A 16,105-nucleotide genomic window follows, 5' to 3' on the forward strand; every position below is an offset into this window, starting at 1 on the left:
GCACCACATTTCGGCACGTTATTATCATGGTGGAGTAGTTTATTAGCACATCTTGCTAAAATACCAATCCATTTATTCATAAATAAAACGATAGATTCATAACAGGTCATATCAAGATTCCATCTTTAACACTATAATTATAGCGTTAAAGATGGAAATATACAATATAAAATTTAAACTACGCATATGTCAGCATGGAACTATCCATAATAACCCATATAATACATGACAAGGAGTAAGCAAATAAATGGGGTCTTTTAATAAATGGATACGTGGTGAAAAGTCTTTTTCTGCACAAGAGCAAGCTGATCACTTATTAAATAAATCTATCTCTTCTTCTCTTTCCCTTAATTTAAAACACTTGTCCAAACTGTTTAGCGGTATTCCAGAATTAATTACACGCACTTTTCCGTTAAAAAACGGAAAAGAAGCCGCTCTTATATATATGGAAGGACTTGTAGATAAAACTGTTATTAACATTGATATTCTTCGCCCCCTCCTATTTAAACAGTGGAATGAGGACGATTTTTGGGAATCTTCCGTTACAATCGGAAATGTAAAAAAAGTTCAGCAGTGGTCAGACATTGAACAGTCCCTTTTACATGGTAAAAGCATTTTATTCATAAATGGACAACCTACAGCGTTAGAACTAGATACGCAATCGGCACCAAAAAGAAGTATTGAAGAACCTACAACAGAAACTTCCATAAAAAGCTCACACGAAGGATTTAATGAAGTAGCGAGCGACAGCCTTGCACTTATTCGTCGATATATTCCAAATCGCGAATTAAAAGTGAAGGAATTCACTGTTGGTGAACGAGCTACTTCAAAGGTTTTTTTGCTTTATCTAGCAGATGTTGCGAACGAAAATGTCGTAAAAGAAATGGCATCCCGTATCGAGTCAGTAAAAGTTGATGCGATTCTTACTACTGGTGAATTAGAGGGGTTTGTTGAAGATAATTCCTTTACTCTCTTTCCGCAATTATCAATAACTGAACGCCCTGACACAACAGCACATCATATTCTTGATGGGCGAATTGCCGTTGTTGTAGATCGCTCACCAGGCGTATTAATAGGACCTATGACCTTTTCATCCTTTTTTCAGACGATAGATGATTATAGCTTCAGACCTATGATTCCATCTTTTATACGACTCCTTCGTTTCACTGGGCTATTTATTGCAATATTTGCTCCTGCTCTTTATATTGCTATGATTTCCTTTCATTATGAAGTAATTCCACTTAAATTATTGTTAACAATTGGAGAATCTCGAGCCAAAATTCCTTTTCCGCCTATATTAGAAGCACTTTTGATGGAATTAGTACTTGAAATGCTACGCGAAGCTGCAGTTCGACTTCCCGGTCCCGTCGGACAAACAATTGGCGTCGTAGGAGGGATTGTCATTGGACAAGCTGCAGTTCAAGCAGGAATCGTAAGTAATGTTATGGTTATCGTCGTATCTATTACCGCAGTCGCTTCTTTTATCATTCCCAATCTGGAAATGTCAGCAGGAGTTCGGATTCTTCGCTTTCCAATGATGATAATCGCTTCTTTATTCGGAGTCATTGGAATTATGGTTGGAATGTCAGTTATCATCATCCATATTCTTTCTATGGAATCACTTGGTGTTCCTTACGGTAGTCCTTTTTCTCCATCATTTGCTACGGATTTAAAAGACGTTCTTGTGCGTTTGCCATGGAAACTAATGAAGAAACGACCACTATCCCTTAACTTAAAACAAGAAAATCGACAACCGGATATAGAAGAAAAGGAGGAAGATAAGTGACAAAGCGTGTAAAGAGGGAGATCAGTTTATTTCAATACATTTTAACGATTAGTGGTGTTCAAGTAGGATTCGGTGTACTTACACTGCCACGTGAAGTGGCACAAGGGGCGAATACAGATGGCTGGATGTCTATTATTATAGGATGCGCTATCACTACTTTAGTCAATCTATGTATTGTAAAAATCATGGAGAAGCATCCTGGTTACCATTTACTTGATGTGCTAACTCTTTATCTTGGAAAATGGTTAGGAAGAGTAGGAATGATTTTTTGGATTTTATATGCTGTTCTTGCAGCTATTTCCTTAATTTTTTCCCTCTTATACGTTATTCACATTTGGATTTTACCTAGAACTCCAATGTTTTTAATTATGATTTTACTATCTATTCCAATGTTAATGCTAGCATGTAAAGGCGTTCTTATTATAAGTCGCTATGCTGTTTTCACTGTATTTTTCACACTATGGATGCCTTTTCTATTGTTTATTCCGCTTAAAGATGGGCATTGGATTTATCTTCTTCCTCTTCTTAAAGAAGGCTGGATACCAGTTTTAAACACAGTAAAATCAACTATCATTGCTTTTCTCGGATTTGAGTTTGCATTTGTCCTTTATCCTTATCTCAGTAATAAATCATCTGCAAAAAAAGGAATTGTTCTTGCGAATTTGATTACGCTATTTATTTATCTTCAAGTCACGTTTGTCTCTTTTGTTTATTTTAGTCCAGATGGTATAACAAAGTTTTTATGGCCGACTCTTTCTCTTGTTACACCATTTCACTTCTCATTTCTTGAGCGATTTGAAATTATCTTTTTGTCATTTTATCTCTTTATTATTTTTGATTCCTGTATTCCTTATATTTTCACTGCTTCAGATGGAATTAATCAATTACTTAACAAAAAAAGCAGTTCATTACCTATTTATGTTTTATTATTCGGGTGTATTTTCATCTTATTCTTTTATATCCCTTCCTCTTACCAAATAAGTGCGTTGCGAGAATTTTGGGGAACTGCAAGTTATTTTATCGTTTTTCTATTCCCGGTCGTATTTCTCTTATACATGACACTTTATCAGCATTGGAAAAGGAGAAGAGTTTAAATGAGGCGCTTTATTCATTTCACTATACTTTACTTTCTCATAACCTTTTTAACAGGCTGTGGAGATCGACTCGACTTAGAAAAACAATCGATTTCATTAATTTACGGCTTTGATGCAAAAGCAAAAGGAAAATTAATTGTGTACCACGTAAATCCTATTTTTAATGAAGACGTAGAAAAAAAGTACGAAACACATGAAGCGAAAGTACGTACACCTCGAGAAGCAAAAGCAACGTTTAATAGTTCAAGTGGCGGTTTAGTATCTACAGAAAAGTTACAGCTCATTTTATTTAGCACAAATTTTTTAAAACAAGAAGGGGCTATGCCTTACCTTGATGTTTGGTATCGTGATCCTAAAAACACTGGAAACATGCGCATGGTTGCAGTAGACGGTCCAATTTCTTCAGTTATATATAATAACTTTAAAGATAAGCCTGCCCTTCCCGAGTATTTAACAGATTTAATTAATACGAACAAACTGTACAATCGGACCGTTTTTACTACATTCCATGAATTTCACAGGCAAACGTTTAATAAAGGTATAACACCTGCTATTTCAGAAATAAAAAAAGGTAAAAAGGATGTTATCGTTACTGGTTCCGCGCTATTAACTTCTCGCGGAATTTATAAAATGTCATTAAATCGTTATGAAAGCGCCCTTCTTCTTTTGTTACAAAAGAAAGCGAATACACCGGTTTCGCTTACATTGAAAATCCCTTCTACTTCAGTTGAAAGTAATAGTGATTTAAAAGATACCGATGGCGGCGATTTCGTAACAATAAATGTTCTTAGCATGAATCGTGATATCCATACAGATTATAGCGATAACCACTTCAAATTTCATGTTAAAATGGATTTGAAAATTGCTGTCTCTGAACTTACATTCAATATGAATATAGACAAAGATAGAAAGAAATTAACTTCTCTTATTACAAAACAACTAAACAAAGATTTGAACGATTTAATCCACAACATTCAAAAACAGCAACTTGATCCATTCGGATTTGGTGATTATGCGAGAGCGTTTCAATATAAAGAATGGAAACAAGTCGAAGATGATTGGCCGAGTGCCTTTTCAAAAGCTAATGTAAAAGTAACTCCTACTATTAAAATTTTAGAAAACGGGATTATTAAATAGCAAAAAAAAACACGCTACCTGTTCTTATAAGTAGCGTGTTTTCATTTACATTACAATTATTATTTCAATGGACTATACTCTATTTCCATTTCTAACATTACTGTGTTTTTTAGCATATACAAAATATATAACTATACCTATTATTACCCATGCTACAAAACTAATTATAGTAACCTGAGAGAGGTTCAAAGCTAAATATATACAACTTACTATTGAAACGATTGGTAAAAAAGGTACTAGGGGCGCACGGAATGGCCTTTTCATATTAGGATGTGTCTTTCTTAATACAATAACAGCTATAGATACAAAAACAAATGCTGTTATCGTTCCCATATTCACTAAATTAGCTAATAAATTCAAATCCACTAATCCTGCTAATAAAGCTGCTAGTATACCTGTAACCCACGTATTAAAAAATGGAGTTTGTAAACGTTTATGGACACTTGAAAGTCTTTTTGGTAACAGTCCATCTCGACTCATCGAGTAAGATACACGAACAAATGCAAACATAGCTACTAACAGAACTGTTGTTAGCCCTGCTATCGCTCCCACCGATAACAACCCAGCAATTCTATCTTCTCCTACAGTGCGCAACGCATATGCAACCGGATCAGCAACATTTAATTCCGTAAACGGAACCATTCCAGTTAGCACGAATGAAACACCTACATATAGAACGGTACAAATGAACAAGGAAACAAGTAGCCCAATTGGCACGTTACGTTGTGGACGCTTCACTTCCTCTGCGGCTGTTGCAACTGCATCAAATCCTAAAAAAGCAAAAAATACAGTAGCAGCGCCCCCTACCACACCGTGAAAACCAAACGGTAGAAATGGTTGCCAATTCTCTGGTCTTACATATTGTGTCCCTACAACAATAAATCCTACAATAACAGCCAGTTTAATAATAACCATTATATTATTAATTCGTGCACTTTCTTTTGCACCACGGCTTAATAAAAATGTAACAACTAAAATAATAAGAACTGCTGGCAAATCAATAATTCCACCCTTTCCCATACCAGGTGCCGAAGCAAAGATTGTAGGAATGTGAATATTAAACCCTAGTAACAATGACTGAAAATACGCTGACCATCCTGCTGCAACCGCAGAAGTCGCTAATAAGTACTCCAACATAACGCACCAACCGACTATAAATGCAAAAATCTCACCTAGTGTCATATATGTATATGAATATACACTTCCCGAAACTGGAACTGTAGAAGCAAATTCAGCATAACAGAAAGCTACACATGCACATATAATTGCCGCTAATACAAAAGATAATACAATCGCCGGACCAGCATGTTTCGCTGCTACAATACCAGTTAATACGAAAATACCTGTACCAATAATTGCTCCAATACCTAAAAGAGTTAAATCAATCGCTCCTAAAGTTTGATTCAATACTTTTTTCTTTTCTTCATCCATTGCTTTCTTTATGAAAAGACTCATTCTTTGAAACCTCTTTTTCAAGTTTATCTCTTACTTGTTACATTCTTTATTACTGTTCTGTTTAGAAAATAAAAATATACATGATTCACTCCCCATAAACTTAATAATTCAATAAAAGACTGAAAAATAAATCTTTTTAAACTGTATTAAATTTTAAAACAAGTAATCCAGCAACACACTACTAAGAATGCTGATTGAATTTATCATACAATTAATTATATTGTCAACAATATAATTAATTGTATGATAACGGTTAATTATGTATCAAATGTTATTTTTAAACATAATTATTTTCTTGAAAACATTGTTCTTTCTCATCTTTATATTTATATGCATTTTTTATATTGAATTTTATACATTTTCAATTATATAAAATTCAAGAAATATCATCATACCCTTAACTGAATTGTTATTTTTAAATAACAATTCAGTTAAGGGTATAGAACCATTTTAAAGCAAATAAAAAGTGCAGATTTTCATCTGCACTTTTTTTATTCTTCCACTTCAGTTTCTGCACTATTATTTTCAAGATGTTCCTTCTGAGCCTCTTCTTGTAGCTCAGCTGAAATCATTCCATAATAAATTTCTGGATACAATCCAAATATTTGATATACACTTCCTAAAAACGGCATCGGAATCCCTCTTTTCTAAAGTTGTATTGCCACTTTTAAGGATTCCCTTTTCATTCATTATACATTCGTTTTTGGCGTTTCCTCTTCATCATGAACACTTAATAAATTTTGCCATTTTTTATAAGGAGCACTATTTGGATCTACATAACCTTTCGCATACGAACGATCCCACAATTGTTTAATAAACATTTCTTTCTCTTTCTTCGCAACCATATCAGCACCTGTACCGTAATAGTTTTGGAAATACAACTCAATTTCATCAAGGAATAGCCTTAATAATTCATCAGAAGTTTCTTCTAGCGTTGGGTCATATTTTGCTTCACGGTCATACATTAAAATCATATCTAAAATATTATGGACATGCTCTTTACGAAGCCATCTAATATCTTGAGCACCTAATACAAATGGATGTGTATATAAATGTCCGCCCTGTATCATAGCTTTTTCTTGTTCTTCTTCAAATCTGGACAAGATGTTTTCATAAATAAACGGATTATGAAGCAACGCTCTGTGTAATTTATAACTTTCACTTGAAATATTTTTTCCCATCGACTGAATTAAGAAGCTACGTCCAACGCCGTTATATTGATACACGAACTGACCATCAACAGCAACTAAACTAATCCAGCGATACATATACGCGTATAGAAGAGCTCGATTACATTTATCGTAATCCAACTTCGTTTGCGTTGCATTTAAGTCTGGCATGAATGCTGGTAAGTGCCAATACTTATCTAAATGCGGCGTTAGACTAGATTTTTTACTATTCAACTTATTTACGCGGCGATAGTATGACTGAAAATAATCACCTTTATCATTCATAAATCCATTTGCAATATGTCCAGACGAAAGCTTAGGGAAGTCTTGCAAGGATAAACCGTAATGTGCACGATAACAAATGACTTCAAATGGCGAAAAAGCTTCATGTACTGTATCTTTTTCTTTAAACATTTCTTGAATTAATTCCTCTTGTAGTTCTTTCTTTAAAGATGGATGTATACCCCAATATTGTAATTCCCTATGATGGGAAACTTTCGGCACAAATGGACTAGCTAAATGGAACAAGTCTTCAATTTTTTCACGGACGTATTCATCACGATCACGCTTCTTATAATCCGCTTCTTTTCGTAACGCCTCAACGATATTCAGTTCTAATTTATCGCGATAACGTATTTGTAATTCATCGTAGCAATAACTTAGTATGTGCTCACGATAAAAGTCTTCTACCTTTTTCGATTGAATCTCTTCTGTTTTCGCATCCCGGCAATATTCCCCGTATAAACTCATATAAATTTCTGCAGATATATCTTTCGGTAATACACCTAAATTTAAATGTTGCTGCATATCTTGCCATATCTTTTCTTGCAACTTCTCTTCCGCTAATACGTATACATTCGTTGGGTTTGTTTTCCCTTCAAATTCCTTGCTTCGTTTTTGAATTTCGAACAATAAATTTTCACGTGTTTCGTGTAAATTATCAAAAAATCTTTCCCAATATTGAATCATTTTATTAACTGCTTGATATAGCGATTGATAAACGAGTTCTAATAGCATTTCTTTACGATACTCGTTTAATTTGTGTACGTACTGCGTTACAATATCTTCAAATTCCTTTTTAAATAAACGCTGCTGATTATTAATCATTTTTCCAAACCAGCCTTGTTGCTGCGCGATTTCTACTCGGCGAACAGCTGTTACCGTTCCATCAATATTACTCACATTAAATTTTTTATCGTAGTTTTGAATTAAATTACGCTTTTGTTCATTATTTTCATGTAGTCGATTCATTTTCTCGACTAACTGCTTTCGAATTTCATACAACATAAAACGAGCTGATACTGGATGAACAGGATCTGTTTTCTTTAAAAACCATGTATTTAATTGATAGGACTGCCCTTCAGAACCATTTGGTGAAAAACGGTCTGATTCAATCATGTCATACAATAGTGTCGTTACATGCTCATGTACGCGGCTCGGAATCGCATACGCATATAAACGAACCGCATGATCCACCCTTGCTACTTCACCTTTCATTTGCTCCATCATTTTCAGTTTCGCAGCCGAAATTTTACACTCGTGCTGCAGACGGTTTAATTCCTCATCTTTTTGCACCGTACGCTGTACATAACTTTCTACAGCTTCTAAAAATAGTTTAGATTTCGCAACACCGACCTTACCACCTTCTGCTCCTTCACGCGTTTCATTGTACATTTGTCTATAGAAAATATGAGCCTGTTCTGGGCGAGTAGCAAGATGTTCCAAGTCTTCTAAATAACTTTTCCCACGCTCTGGCTTTTCACGTTGCATACCACGTTTTACATCTTGATCGTATCTTTGTTTCTTCTCTTGAAACAGTTGATCTAAATGAAGCCAAGATTCATCTAAACCTTGCACAGCCCATTTTAAAGCACAATATTTTAACACGTGCTCATACGGATAAATAATCTTTGCCGTTCCTGCCCCGCAATATCGCCCTTTCCCGCTTGATTCTGCTAATTGCTGAATTTGATTATCTTCCTGTGCAAAATGATTGGCAGACATCGGACTAAATAACTGTAAATAAATCGTATTTGCCATTTGCTCCATATAATCTGATAAATTATGCAGATGGTGTCCATGTAAATTTTCGTAATCGTATAAAAAACAATAATTGTACGGTAAATGATGCTGTTTAATCGTATGATTCGTTCTTCCATCTTCATCTACTTGATCAGGTCGATACTCTAATTCAATCGTGACGCCACCGCGCTTTGATAATTCTCCAGTAGAGCCGAGTGTAATGGCATGTAATTCTTTTAACGAGGCATAGCCGTTTGCTTGCACCGTTTCAAACTCTTTCGCACTAACCGTTCTCGTCTTAACTAACACGTCCGGCATTAGAAACGCACCACGTATTAAAATGTTGTGATGTTGCAGTTTTTTCCGAAGCATTTCACGTAAATATAGTGCAATTTGTAGAAACATCCCTGAACCTGTTCCGCCCGCTAGTGATGTTACGATAATGACACGTACTCCATATTCCGTTTGATCGCTTGTAACCGGAAAAATCTTCTCAATTTCTTGCCAAAAGGACGTCAATTTATCTTCTTTCATCGCAGCACGTAACGCTAAACGGGAAATAACACGTAACTGTCCTGCCCCTTCTGTCAGTGGTTTATCAAGTATAGTCGGGTCCATTGGAAACCACTCTGGAATCGTTGGATCTCCCGCAATATACTCTCTTGGCGTTTTACTCGAACTCGTTTGCGTTTTAAACTTTCGAATATGATCAAATTTACTCAATGTATTCACATCTGTATCAAATACGTGCATTGCCACCTTTTTTCGGCGTTCCTCAGGTAGACTTTCATATATTTGATGTGTCACAGTACTACCGATTCCACCTAAACCAATTAATATCGTTGGAACTTGTAACGTCATGTGAACCACCTTCCTATTCTTGCTTGTTTGAAAAGAAGAGGGAAAGCTAAAATCCCCCTCTTTGCCCTATCTCCTATTCACACTCGTACCTGTAAATCTCTTTACCGTACCCTCTATCAATTACTAAAAGTTCATTTGGATACAGCGTCTTGTGTTCCATTCCAACCTCATCCTCTGTTATAAACATCCCATCAATAATCATTCCTACTACTTGGGATTCTTTCGCTACAAATATTGATTTCGATCCTTTCTTTGCTATAAACGTAACGGATTGTACTGTCTTCCTTTCCGCTCTATACGGAATACCAAAATAATGTTTCCACCATTTATTTTTAAGTAATTCTGGCTCAGATTGATATAACCAATCCTTCGCTACTTCTTGATCCCATTCGTAATACAATAGTGCCTTCCGGTGAAATCTTGGGCGGACAATCCAACCTAAAATGATTATTCCTACTATTAACAGTAATAAAGTGATAGGAATAACAAACTTAAAGATAAGCGCATATTTTTCATAAAACGGTGCATTTTGAATATGAAGTGATATTTTTTTCTTTACTTCTTGTAGTTTTGAATCTTGCACTACGATGGTAGCTTCTACGGTGCCGGTATCTGTGAAATTGAATGTGTCGGAGTAATGAGGGCGAGGATAAATATAAATTTGATTACCATGTTGTTTTATTTCATAGTTGATTGATTGTTTAGATGTGACACCAATAGATTTTAATAGTTTCTTTACAGCCTCTTCTGTCATCGGCTTACCATCTAACTGTGGTTGTATAATAAACGGTTTACTATTCTCTAAATTTGTTACTTTTTCTTCATAATCTTTCGTAACGGTTTGCAGTGATAATTTTGGTTTTTCCGTTACTTCGATTTTAAATTCTTTCGTCTGTCTATAAAATCCCTTTATGTTCATATGAACTTTCCCGCGCACTAGCCCTTTATCAACCTTCATTTCGTAGTAAAATACATGTTTTTTATCGTCCCACTTCATCGGGTACTGTTTTCCGTCTATTTCTAATTCTGCCTGAAAATATGAAGATTGAATTGGTAATTCCGTAGGCTTCGCTTCAATAACAGCAGTAACACCTTCGTACATTTTTTCCACATTCTTTTGACTACGATCATCTTTGTCATAAGTAGAAACAGTATAGTTAAGCGCCGGTTCAACTAGTACTTGTAGTCCTTCTTTCTCAATATCTCGATCCACCTCTATCGTATAAGTTCCTGGCTTAATAACTTCCTGATTTTCCGTACTGATATGAACTATATTTCCAAATAATTTCGCTTCTCCTGGTGCATGTATGGAAAAAGAAGATTGTAATTGTAACGGTTTAGAAATTTGTGTGACCTGATAATTAGACAAAGAAGGCGATTGTCGTACAAGCGTCATACGCTTTAATGGGAATGGTGTTGTAATTTCTACTTTCTTCCCTGCTACTTTCGTTTTTACAATCGATTCAACAGAGGAGAACGGATCACGATTTGCAACTAATGCTGCCACTTGATTGACGCTTTTTACAATACCATCCTCTCCACTAGACGGCATCGTAACACCATTTATCTCTTTCTTCCATATTTCTTTAAACGTATTTAATTGTGCCTTTTCTTGCTGTCCTAAATCCTCTTCCATCGTAATTAAAATTGGATGTAACGATATCTTTTTTGCATCCATATCTTTCTTAAACTGCGCTAGCTTCTGCAAAATTTGTTCTTTTCCGCCAACCTTATCTTTCTCTAAATCATTAAATGCCCCGTCAGTTAAGACAATAAGCCAAAATTCACGGTTTCCATCTATATCTGCTTCCTTTTTTATAGATTGCATCGCCGTTTCTACTGCACTAAACGGAGTATTTAAATACATCTTCCATGCTCCAATTCCTTCAATTTCTGTTTGTCTCTTATCCTTCGTTAACGAAATGTTTAATGGATCATTCGGCTTGCTCATTGGAACGTAAGAAAATGTATCTTTTTCATCTAATAGCGCAACTAAACTTTGCAAAGCGTAATTGGCATATTTCCAGCGATCGTTATTTCTCATGCTGCCCGAATCATCATATACAAGTGAAACGACCCTTTCCTTTGCCTCCTCTCCTTTTGCAAAAGTCCAAAAAGGATGTAACCATATAAATAGAAACAACATGAATGTGGCACAAATTCGAATTTTCATGATGAGGCTTCGCCACCTTTGTAGACAAATTCCTATGTTTAAATTTATGAGAGGATACAAGATATATGACTTGTATTTTAGGACAACGAACACAGCATAACTTTATTATGTAAACAGTTATACACACTGAATATGATTCCTTCTAGCGTTTTCTATCCGATACTATAAGTAAAAAAGTCTGTTTAAGCTCTACACTTAAAACAGACTTTTCCTACTTTTTATATTGAAAACAAATAACAAAAAGTTTGATTTTGAACTAACACATCACTTCAATTGTAAATCCACCAGGTGCTTCCACATAAAACGTATACGCATGTGCATGCTTAGGAGGTTCGACCAAAAATCCATCCTCCTTCAACCTTTGATTCATCTTATTTACTTGTTCTTCACTTTCTTGAGGAAACCCTACATGAAATGTTTTCGGATAATGTACGTCTTTCCCTTTCATTAACGTTAATATAAACCCATCGTTATCACGCATAACCGCAAAGCCATTTCCCCTTGCCCCGCTACAAGTTAAACCAAAATATTTTTCTAAAAACTCTCTAGTAGCTGCTACATCTGAAACTGTTAAATTAAGATGTTTAATTTTCAAACCATCACCATCTTTCTTAATTTTCTAACATTTTATCATATAAATAAAAAACACGCCTTCACAGCGTGTTTTATTGCTTCACATACACTTCAACAATTGGATTATCTTTATAATCCGCATGTAAGCGTATATTCTCTTCACTTGTACTATAAATGCTAGCTAATAACATAATCGTTAACACGTTAGGAGTTTTTGCATCGCTCCCGTATTTCCTTTCCAGCGCTTCCTTATATTCAAAATCCAAATCTCCCTGCACATATGTATACACTTCAAAACCGTCTTCTAAATTGCAAACTACTGTATCAATAATATCCGCTCCTACTTGCTTCTTCATTTCCTCTCGCAACGCTTCAATAAATTCTTCCCACGGTACTTCGTATGTCTGAAACTGATCTGTAGATTTCATGACTTTTCCTCCTTATATATCCTCTTCCTATATTTCCCCTTTCCTATAACAATTATGATACATAGGACATTCGTACAAGCCGCACTTGTCCCCTTTACATATCGTATTACTGTAATGGGGAAGGAGGAATGAATATGCATAGACAAAAATGTTACGATACGTGCCGACGTTATTTCGGCAAAGTCGTTCGCATTGAAGATAGTGATGGTCGCATTCATTTAGGAAAAATAATTGATGTGACAAAAAGCTCTGTATGGATTGAACCAGTGCAACAGCGCTCATCTTTTGATACAGGTTTTGGATACTATGACGCATATGCAAACGGTGGTTGTGACCTTTGTGGTGGCCTTAGTAGATGTGATAGTTGCGGATTTGGTTGTGGTGGATTCAGCGGCTGTGGATGTGGCGGTCGTGGTTGCGGTAGTTGCGGCGGCTGGGGAGGCGGCGGTTGTGGCTGGGGCGTCGAACTCGGATTTGGTTTCATCTTCGGAATTACATTAGCTGCATTATTTTTCATTTAACATAGTAAAGAGTTGACTACCTTTAGCCAACTCTTTACCTTTATTTTTCACATATAAAAATACGATGACCTAAAATGTGCTGATACATAAGTCGTACATTTTCATGCTGCACCCATGCCTCATATAATTCATTTGGAATAAATTGTGATACATTCCATTCCGGTTCTTCTATATAAGCAGAGATTGTTTCTGCAATTGTACCACCGCCAGCAATAGTAACCCGCTTAAAATTTGCTTTCTGAAATAATTGTACCCACTCGCTCTCAGTTAATAGTTCTTTCATCCCGTATAATTGAGCGATTTTTTCTTCCTCAACCTTATCGATATGCCTATCAATAATCATTTCAATGACAACAAGCTTACCGTCTTTCTGTAATACACGATAGCACTCCGAAATAACCCTTTCTTTTTCTGTAAAAGCGAGTATCGATTCTCCGAGTACGAACTCAAATGATTCATGTAAACAAGGTAATTGCTCTACATTTCCTTCAATTAATTGAATATCTAGTCCTTCAAACGACCATCTATCTTTTGCCTTTTGAATCATAATTTCATTCTTTTCAACCGCTGTTACTTTATAACCACATTCTTTTGTCATATACGCCGCTGTTTTCCCCGTACCGCAGCCGATTTCAAGGACATTTGCTCCATATTTAAAAGGCAATTGTGCTAACAATTGTTTCGTTAACGTAAAACCACCAGGATGAGCACTGCCTATTCCATAATAAGCTAGGAAATCGATGTATGTGTTTCGTTTCATAGAATTCTCCTTTAAATTTTCTATAATACATATATTCACCCATCAATAAATCGTGCACATAAAAAAAGCATTTCCAAGTGCTATACTGCAACTTGAAAATGCTCTTCTCTTTTTTATTTCTCTTCTACATACGCCCATTTAAAGCTATATTCCGGACTAATATTATGTTTCACAATGCCCTTTATATTTGGCTTCATAACATACGATTTAGCACTTTGATATAAAGGTACGAGCGCTACATCTTCTTCAAGTAACAATTTCTCAGCCTTCCCTAATTCCGTCCAACGTTTTTTTGCATCAGCCATCCATTCTGTCTTACTTTTCGTAATAGCGTCATCATATTTTGAATTTGAGTAGCTCATCTGATTTTGAGAATTTGTCGTTTCAAACATATCAAGGTACGTCATTGGATCAGCATAATCTGGATTCCAGCCACCATATGAAAAATCATAATCTTGGTCTGATTCTAATTTTAGTTTTTGCTTAAATGGTTGCAATTTAATATTTACTGTCACGCCTTTCAAATTCTTTTCAACTTGATCTTTTACATATTCCCCAACTTTTTTCGCATTACCAGTATCATAATTTAATAACTCTATTGTCACTTGATCTTTTCCAAGTTCTTTTTTCGCTTCTTCCCAAGCTGCTGCTGCCTTTTTGGAGTCTTGTTTTAAACCATTCTTGAACGTTTCTGCGAAATCTTTACCGTCTGGTCCACTCGCTAAACCTTTTGGTACTAAGTAATCCACTGGCTTTGAACCATCATTTAAAATGACATTCGTTAAAGCTTTCTTATCAATTGATAATGCAATTGCTTCACGTAATTTTTTGCTCTTTAACGGTGTATCTTGCCCGCCACGTTTTTGGTTTAAACGTAAGTAAAACGTACTTGTTTCCGAATAGGCACCAAACTCTTCTTTATTATTTCTATACTTATCAACAAATTCTCCTGATAAAAGGGCGAAGTCAATCGCTCCTGTATCATATAAATTTACTCTAGTAGCTGGTTCTTTAACTACACTATAGTTAATTTCTTCTAGTTTTACAGTCTTTTTGTCCCAATACTGCTCATTTTTCTTTAATTTCCATCCTTGCTCATGTTTCCAATCAGTAAGAACAAACGGTCCGTTATATACTGTTGTATCAGACTCTAAACCGAATTTATTCCCTTTTTCTTTTACGAACTTTTCATTTAATGGATAGTATGACGCAAATGCCATTAAGTTCAAGAAATATGGTACTGGTCTTTCTAGTTCTACTTCAAGTGTATAATCATCTACCGCTTTTACACCTAATGTAGACACTTCTCCTTTTCCTTGATTAATCGCTTCTGCATTTTTAATATAGTAAGCAATAAATGCATACTCAGCAGCTGTTTTTGGATCTACTAGACGTTGCCATGCAAATACGAAATCTTTCGCTGTTACAGGATCACCGTTTGACCATTTTGCATCTTTCCGCAGTTTAAATGTATATTTTTTGCCATCCTCACTTTTTGTGCTAGATTCTGCTACAGCTGGAATTGGCTTATTATCTTTATCAAGGCGATATAACCCTTCCATCGTATTCCCTAAAATTTGTGCACCAAGTGTATCTGTACTTTTTGAAGTATCCATTGTCGGAATTTCATTCGTTTCTGTACGATTTAACACTTGCTTTGCCGCATATTTAATTTCAGATTTCTTCTCTTCCCCGCCATTATTAGACGTTGTAGTCGTTTTCTTCTCTCCACCAGATCCAGAAGAACATGCTGTTAATGCCATACTCATTGCTAAAACTGGCACTACAACTGCCGTTAGTTTTTTCATTTTTTTCTTCATTCTTGTACCCTCCCCAATTATATGTACGAAACTATTTTTGAGAGATTTTCTATGACTTTAATTATTAATACCTGTTAATTCCCCTCAGTTTTAAAGTTTTATTTTATAGTAACTATGTATTTTACTATTACTACTATACGAATTCTCCCCCATCTACTATATGTCAGTACCACTTTTCTTATTCTTCTCTATTTAATTGAATAGAAAAAGAGCGTGTTAAAAATAATGTTTGAAGTGACCCCTAAAAGTTAGACACGGTTATTTCATTAGGCAGCTTGATAAAAGTGAGTCCGGTATTGTACCGGG

12 protein-coding genes are annotated in these 16,105 nt (G+C 35.4%); 4 read left to right on the forward strand and 8 right to left on the reverse strand.

Annotated features, from left to right (window positions below):
- Positions 1-247: 247 nt before the first annotated feature.
- From AC3WVA_RS27260 to gerSC, 3 genes are read left to right on the forward strand one after another with little or no spacing between them, the layout of a single operon-like run.
- On the forward strand, positions 248-1,786 hold the full coding sequence (locus AC3WVA_RS27260; protein ID WP_098880511.1) for a spore germination protein: 1,539 nt from the start codon (positions 248-250) through the stop codon (positions 1,784-1,786).
- Positions 1,783-2,880 (forward strand): endospore germination permease, encoded by a 1,098-nt coding sequence (locus tag AC3WVA_RS27265; protein WP_098521420.1) that lies wholly within the window; start codon positions 1,783-1,785, stop codon positions 2,878-2,880. The genes AC3WVA_RS27260 and AC3WVA_RS27265 overlap by 4 nt, the downstream gene beginning before the upstream one ends.
- A complete protein-coding gene (gene gerSC, locus AC3WVA_RS27270; RefSeq protein WP_098521421.1) occupies positions 2,881-4,017 on the forward strand; it encodes a spore germination protein GerSC in 1,137 nt (378 codons plus the stop codon).
- Positions 4,018-4,089: 72 nt separating this feature from the next.
- Here the strand turns inward: gerSC and AC3WVA_RS27275 are convergent, their stop codons facing one another.
- From AC3WVA_RS27275 to AC3WVA_RS27300, 6 genes are all read right to left on the reverse strand, one after another.
- Positions 4,090-5,472, reverse strand: a complete 1,383-nt coding sequence (locus tag AC3WVA_RS27275) for an amino acid permease (RefSeq protein ID WP_141539678.1) — start codon at positions 5,470-5,472, stop codon at positions 4,090-4,092.
- A 491-nt stretch (positions 5,473-5,963) separates the two neighbouring features.
- Complete coding sequence (locus tag AC3WVA_RS27280; RefSeq protein WP_098346132.1) at positions 5,964-6,104, reverse strand: phosphonate ABC transporter permease; 141 nt, start codon at positions 6,102-6,104, stop codon at positions 5,964-5,966.
- Between the two features lie 57 nt (positions 6,105-6,161).
- Positions 6,162-9,524 (reverse strand): tubulin-like doman-containing protein, encoded by a 3,363-nt coding sequence (locus AC3WVA_RS27285; RefSeq protein ID WP_195756200.1) that lies wholly within the window; start codon positions 9,522-9,524, stop codon positions 6,162-6,164.
- A 73-nt stretch (positions 9,525-9,597) separates the two neighbouring features.
- Entirely contained in the window at positions 9,598-11,697 is a 2,100-nt protein-coding gene (locus AC3WVA_RS27290; RefSeq protein WP_098346134.1) for a vWA domain-containing protein, read from the reverse strand.
- A gap of 256 nt (positions 11,698-11,953) precedes the next feature.
- Positions 11,954-12,292 carry a VOC family protein gene (locus AC3WVA_RS27295; RefSeq protein ID WP_098346135.1) on the reverse strand — a complete coding sequence of 113 codons (339 nt, stop codon included), beginning with the start codon at positions 12,290-12,292 and terminating at the stop codon, positions 11,954-11,956.
- Between the two features lie 70 nt (positions 12,293-12,362).
- The gene (locus AC3WVA_RS27300; RefSeq protein ID WP_098520425.1) at positions 12,363-12,698 is read right to left on the reverse strand and encodes a hypothetical protein; all 336 of its coding nucleotides are present in this window, start codon (positions 12,696-12,698) and stop codon (positions 12,363-12,365) included.
- 134 nt (positions 12,699-12,832) lie between these two features.
- On the opposite strand from AC3WVA_RS27300, the gene AC3WVA_RS27305 reads away from it, so the two are divergent.
- Positions 12,833-13,219, forward strand: a complete 387-nt coding sequence (locus tag AC3WVA_RS27305; RefSeq protein WP_098520424.1) for a hypothetical protein — start codon at positions 12,833-12,835, stop codon at positions 13,217-13,219.
- Between the two features lie 40 nt (positions 13,220-13,259).
- On the opposite strand, the gene AC3WVA_RS27310 is transcribed toward AC3WVA_RS27305, so the two are convergent.
- A complete protein-coding gene (locus tag AC3WVA_RS27310; RefSeq protein ID WP_098520423.1) occupies positions 13,260-13,979 on the reverse strand; it encodes a class I SAM-dependent methyltransferase in 720 nt (239 codons plus the stop codon).
- Positions 13,980-14,092: 113 nt separating this feature from the next.
- Positions 14,093-15,799 carry a peptide ABC transporter substrate-binding protein gene (locus tag AC3WVA_RS27315; protein WP_098346138.1) on the reverse strand — a complete coding sequence of 569 codons (1,707 nt, stop codon included), beginning with the start codon at positions 15,797-15,799 and terminating at the stop codon, positions 14,093-14,095.
- Positions 15,800-16,105 lie beyond the last annotated feature (306 nt).

The organism is Bacillus sp. EB106-04-02-XG92 (assembly GCF_058791995.1).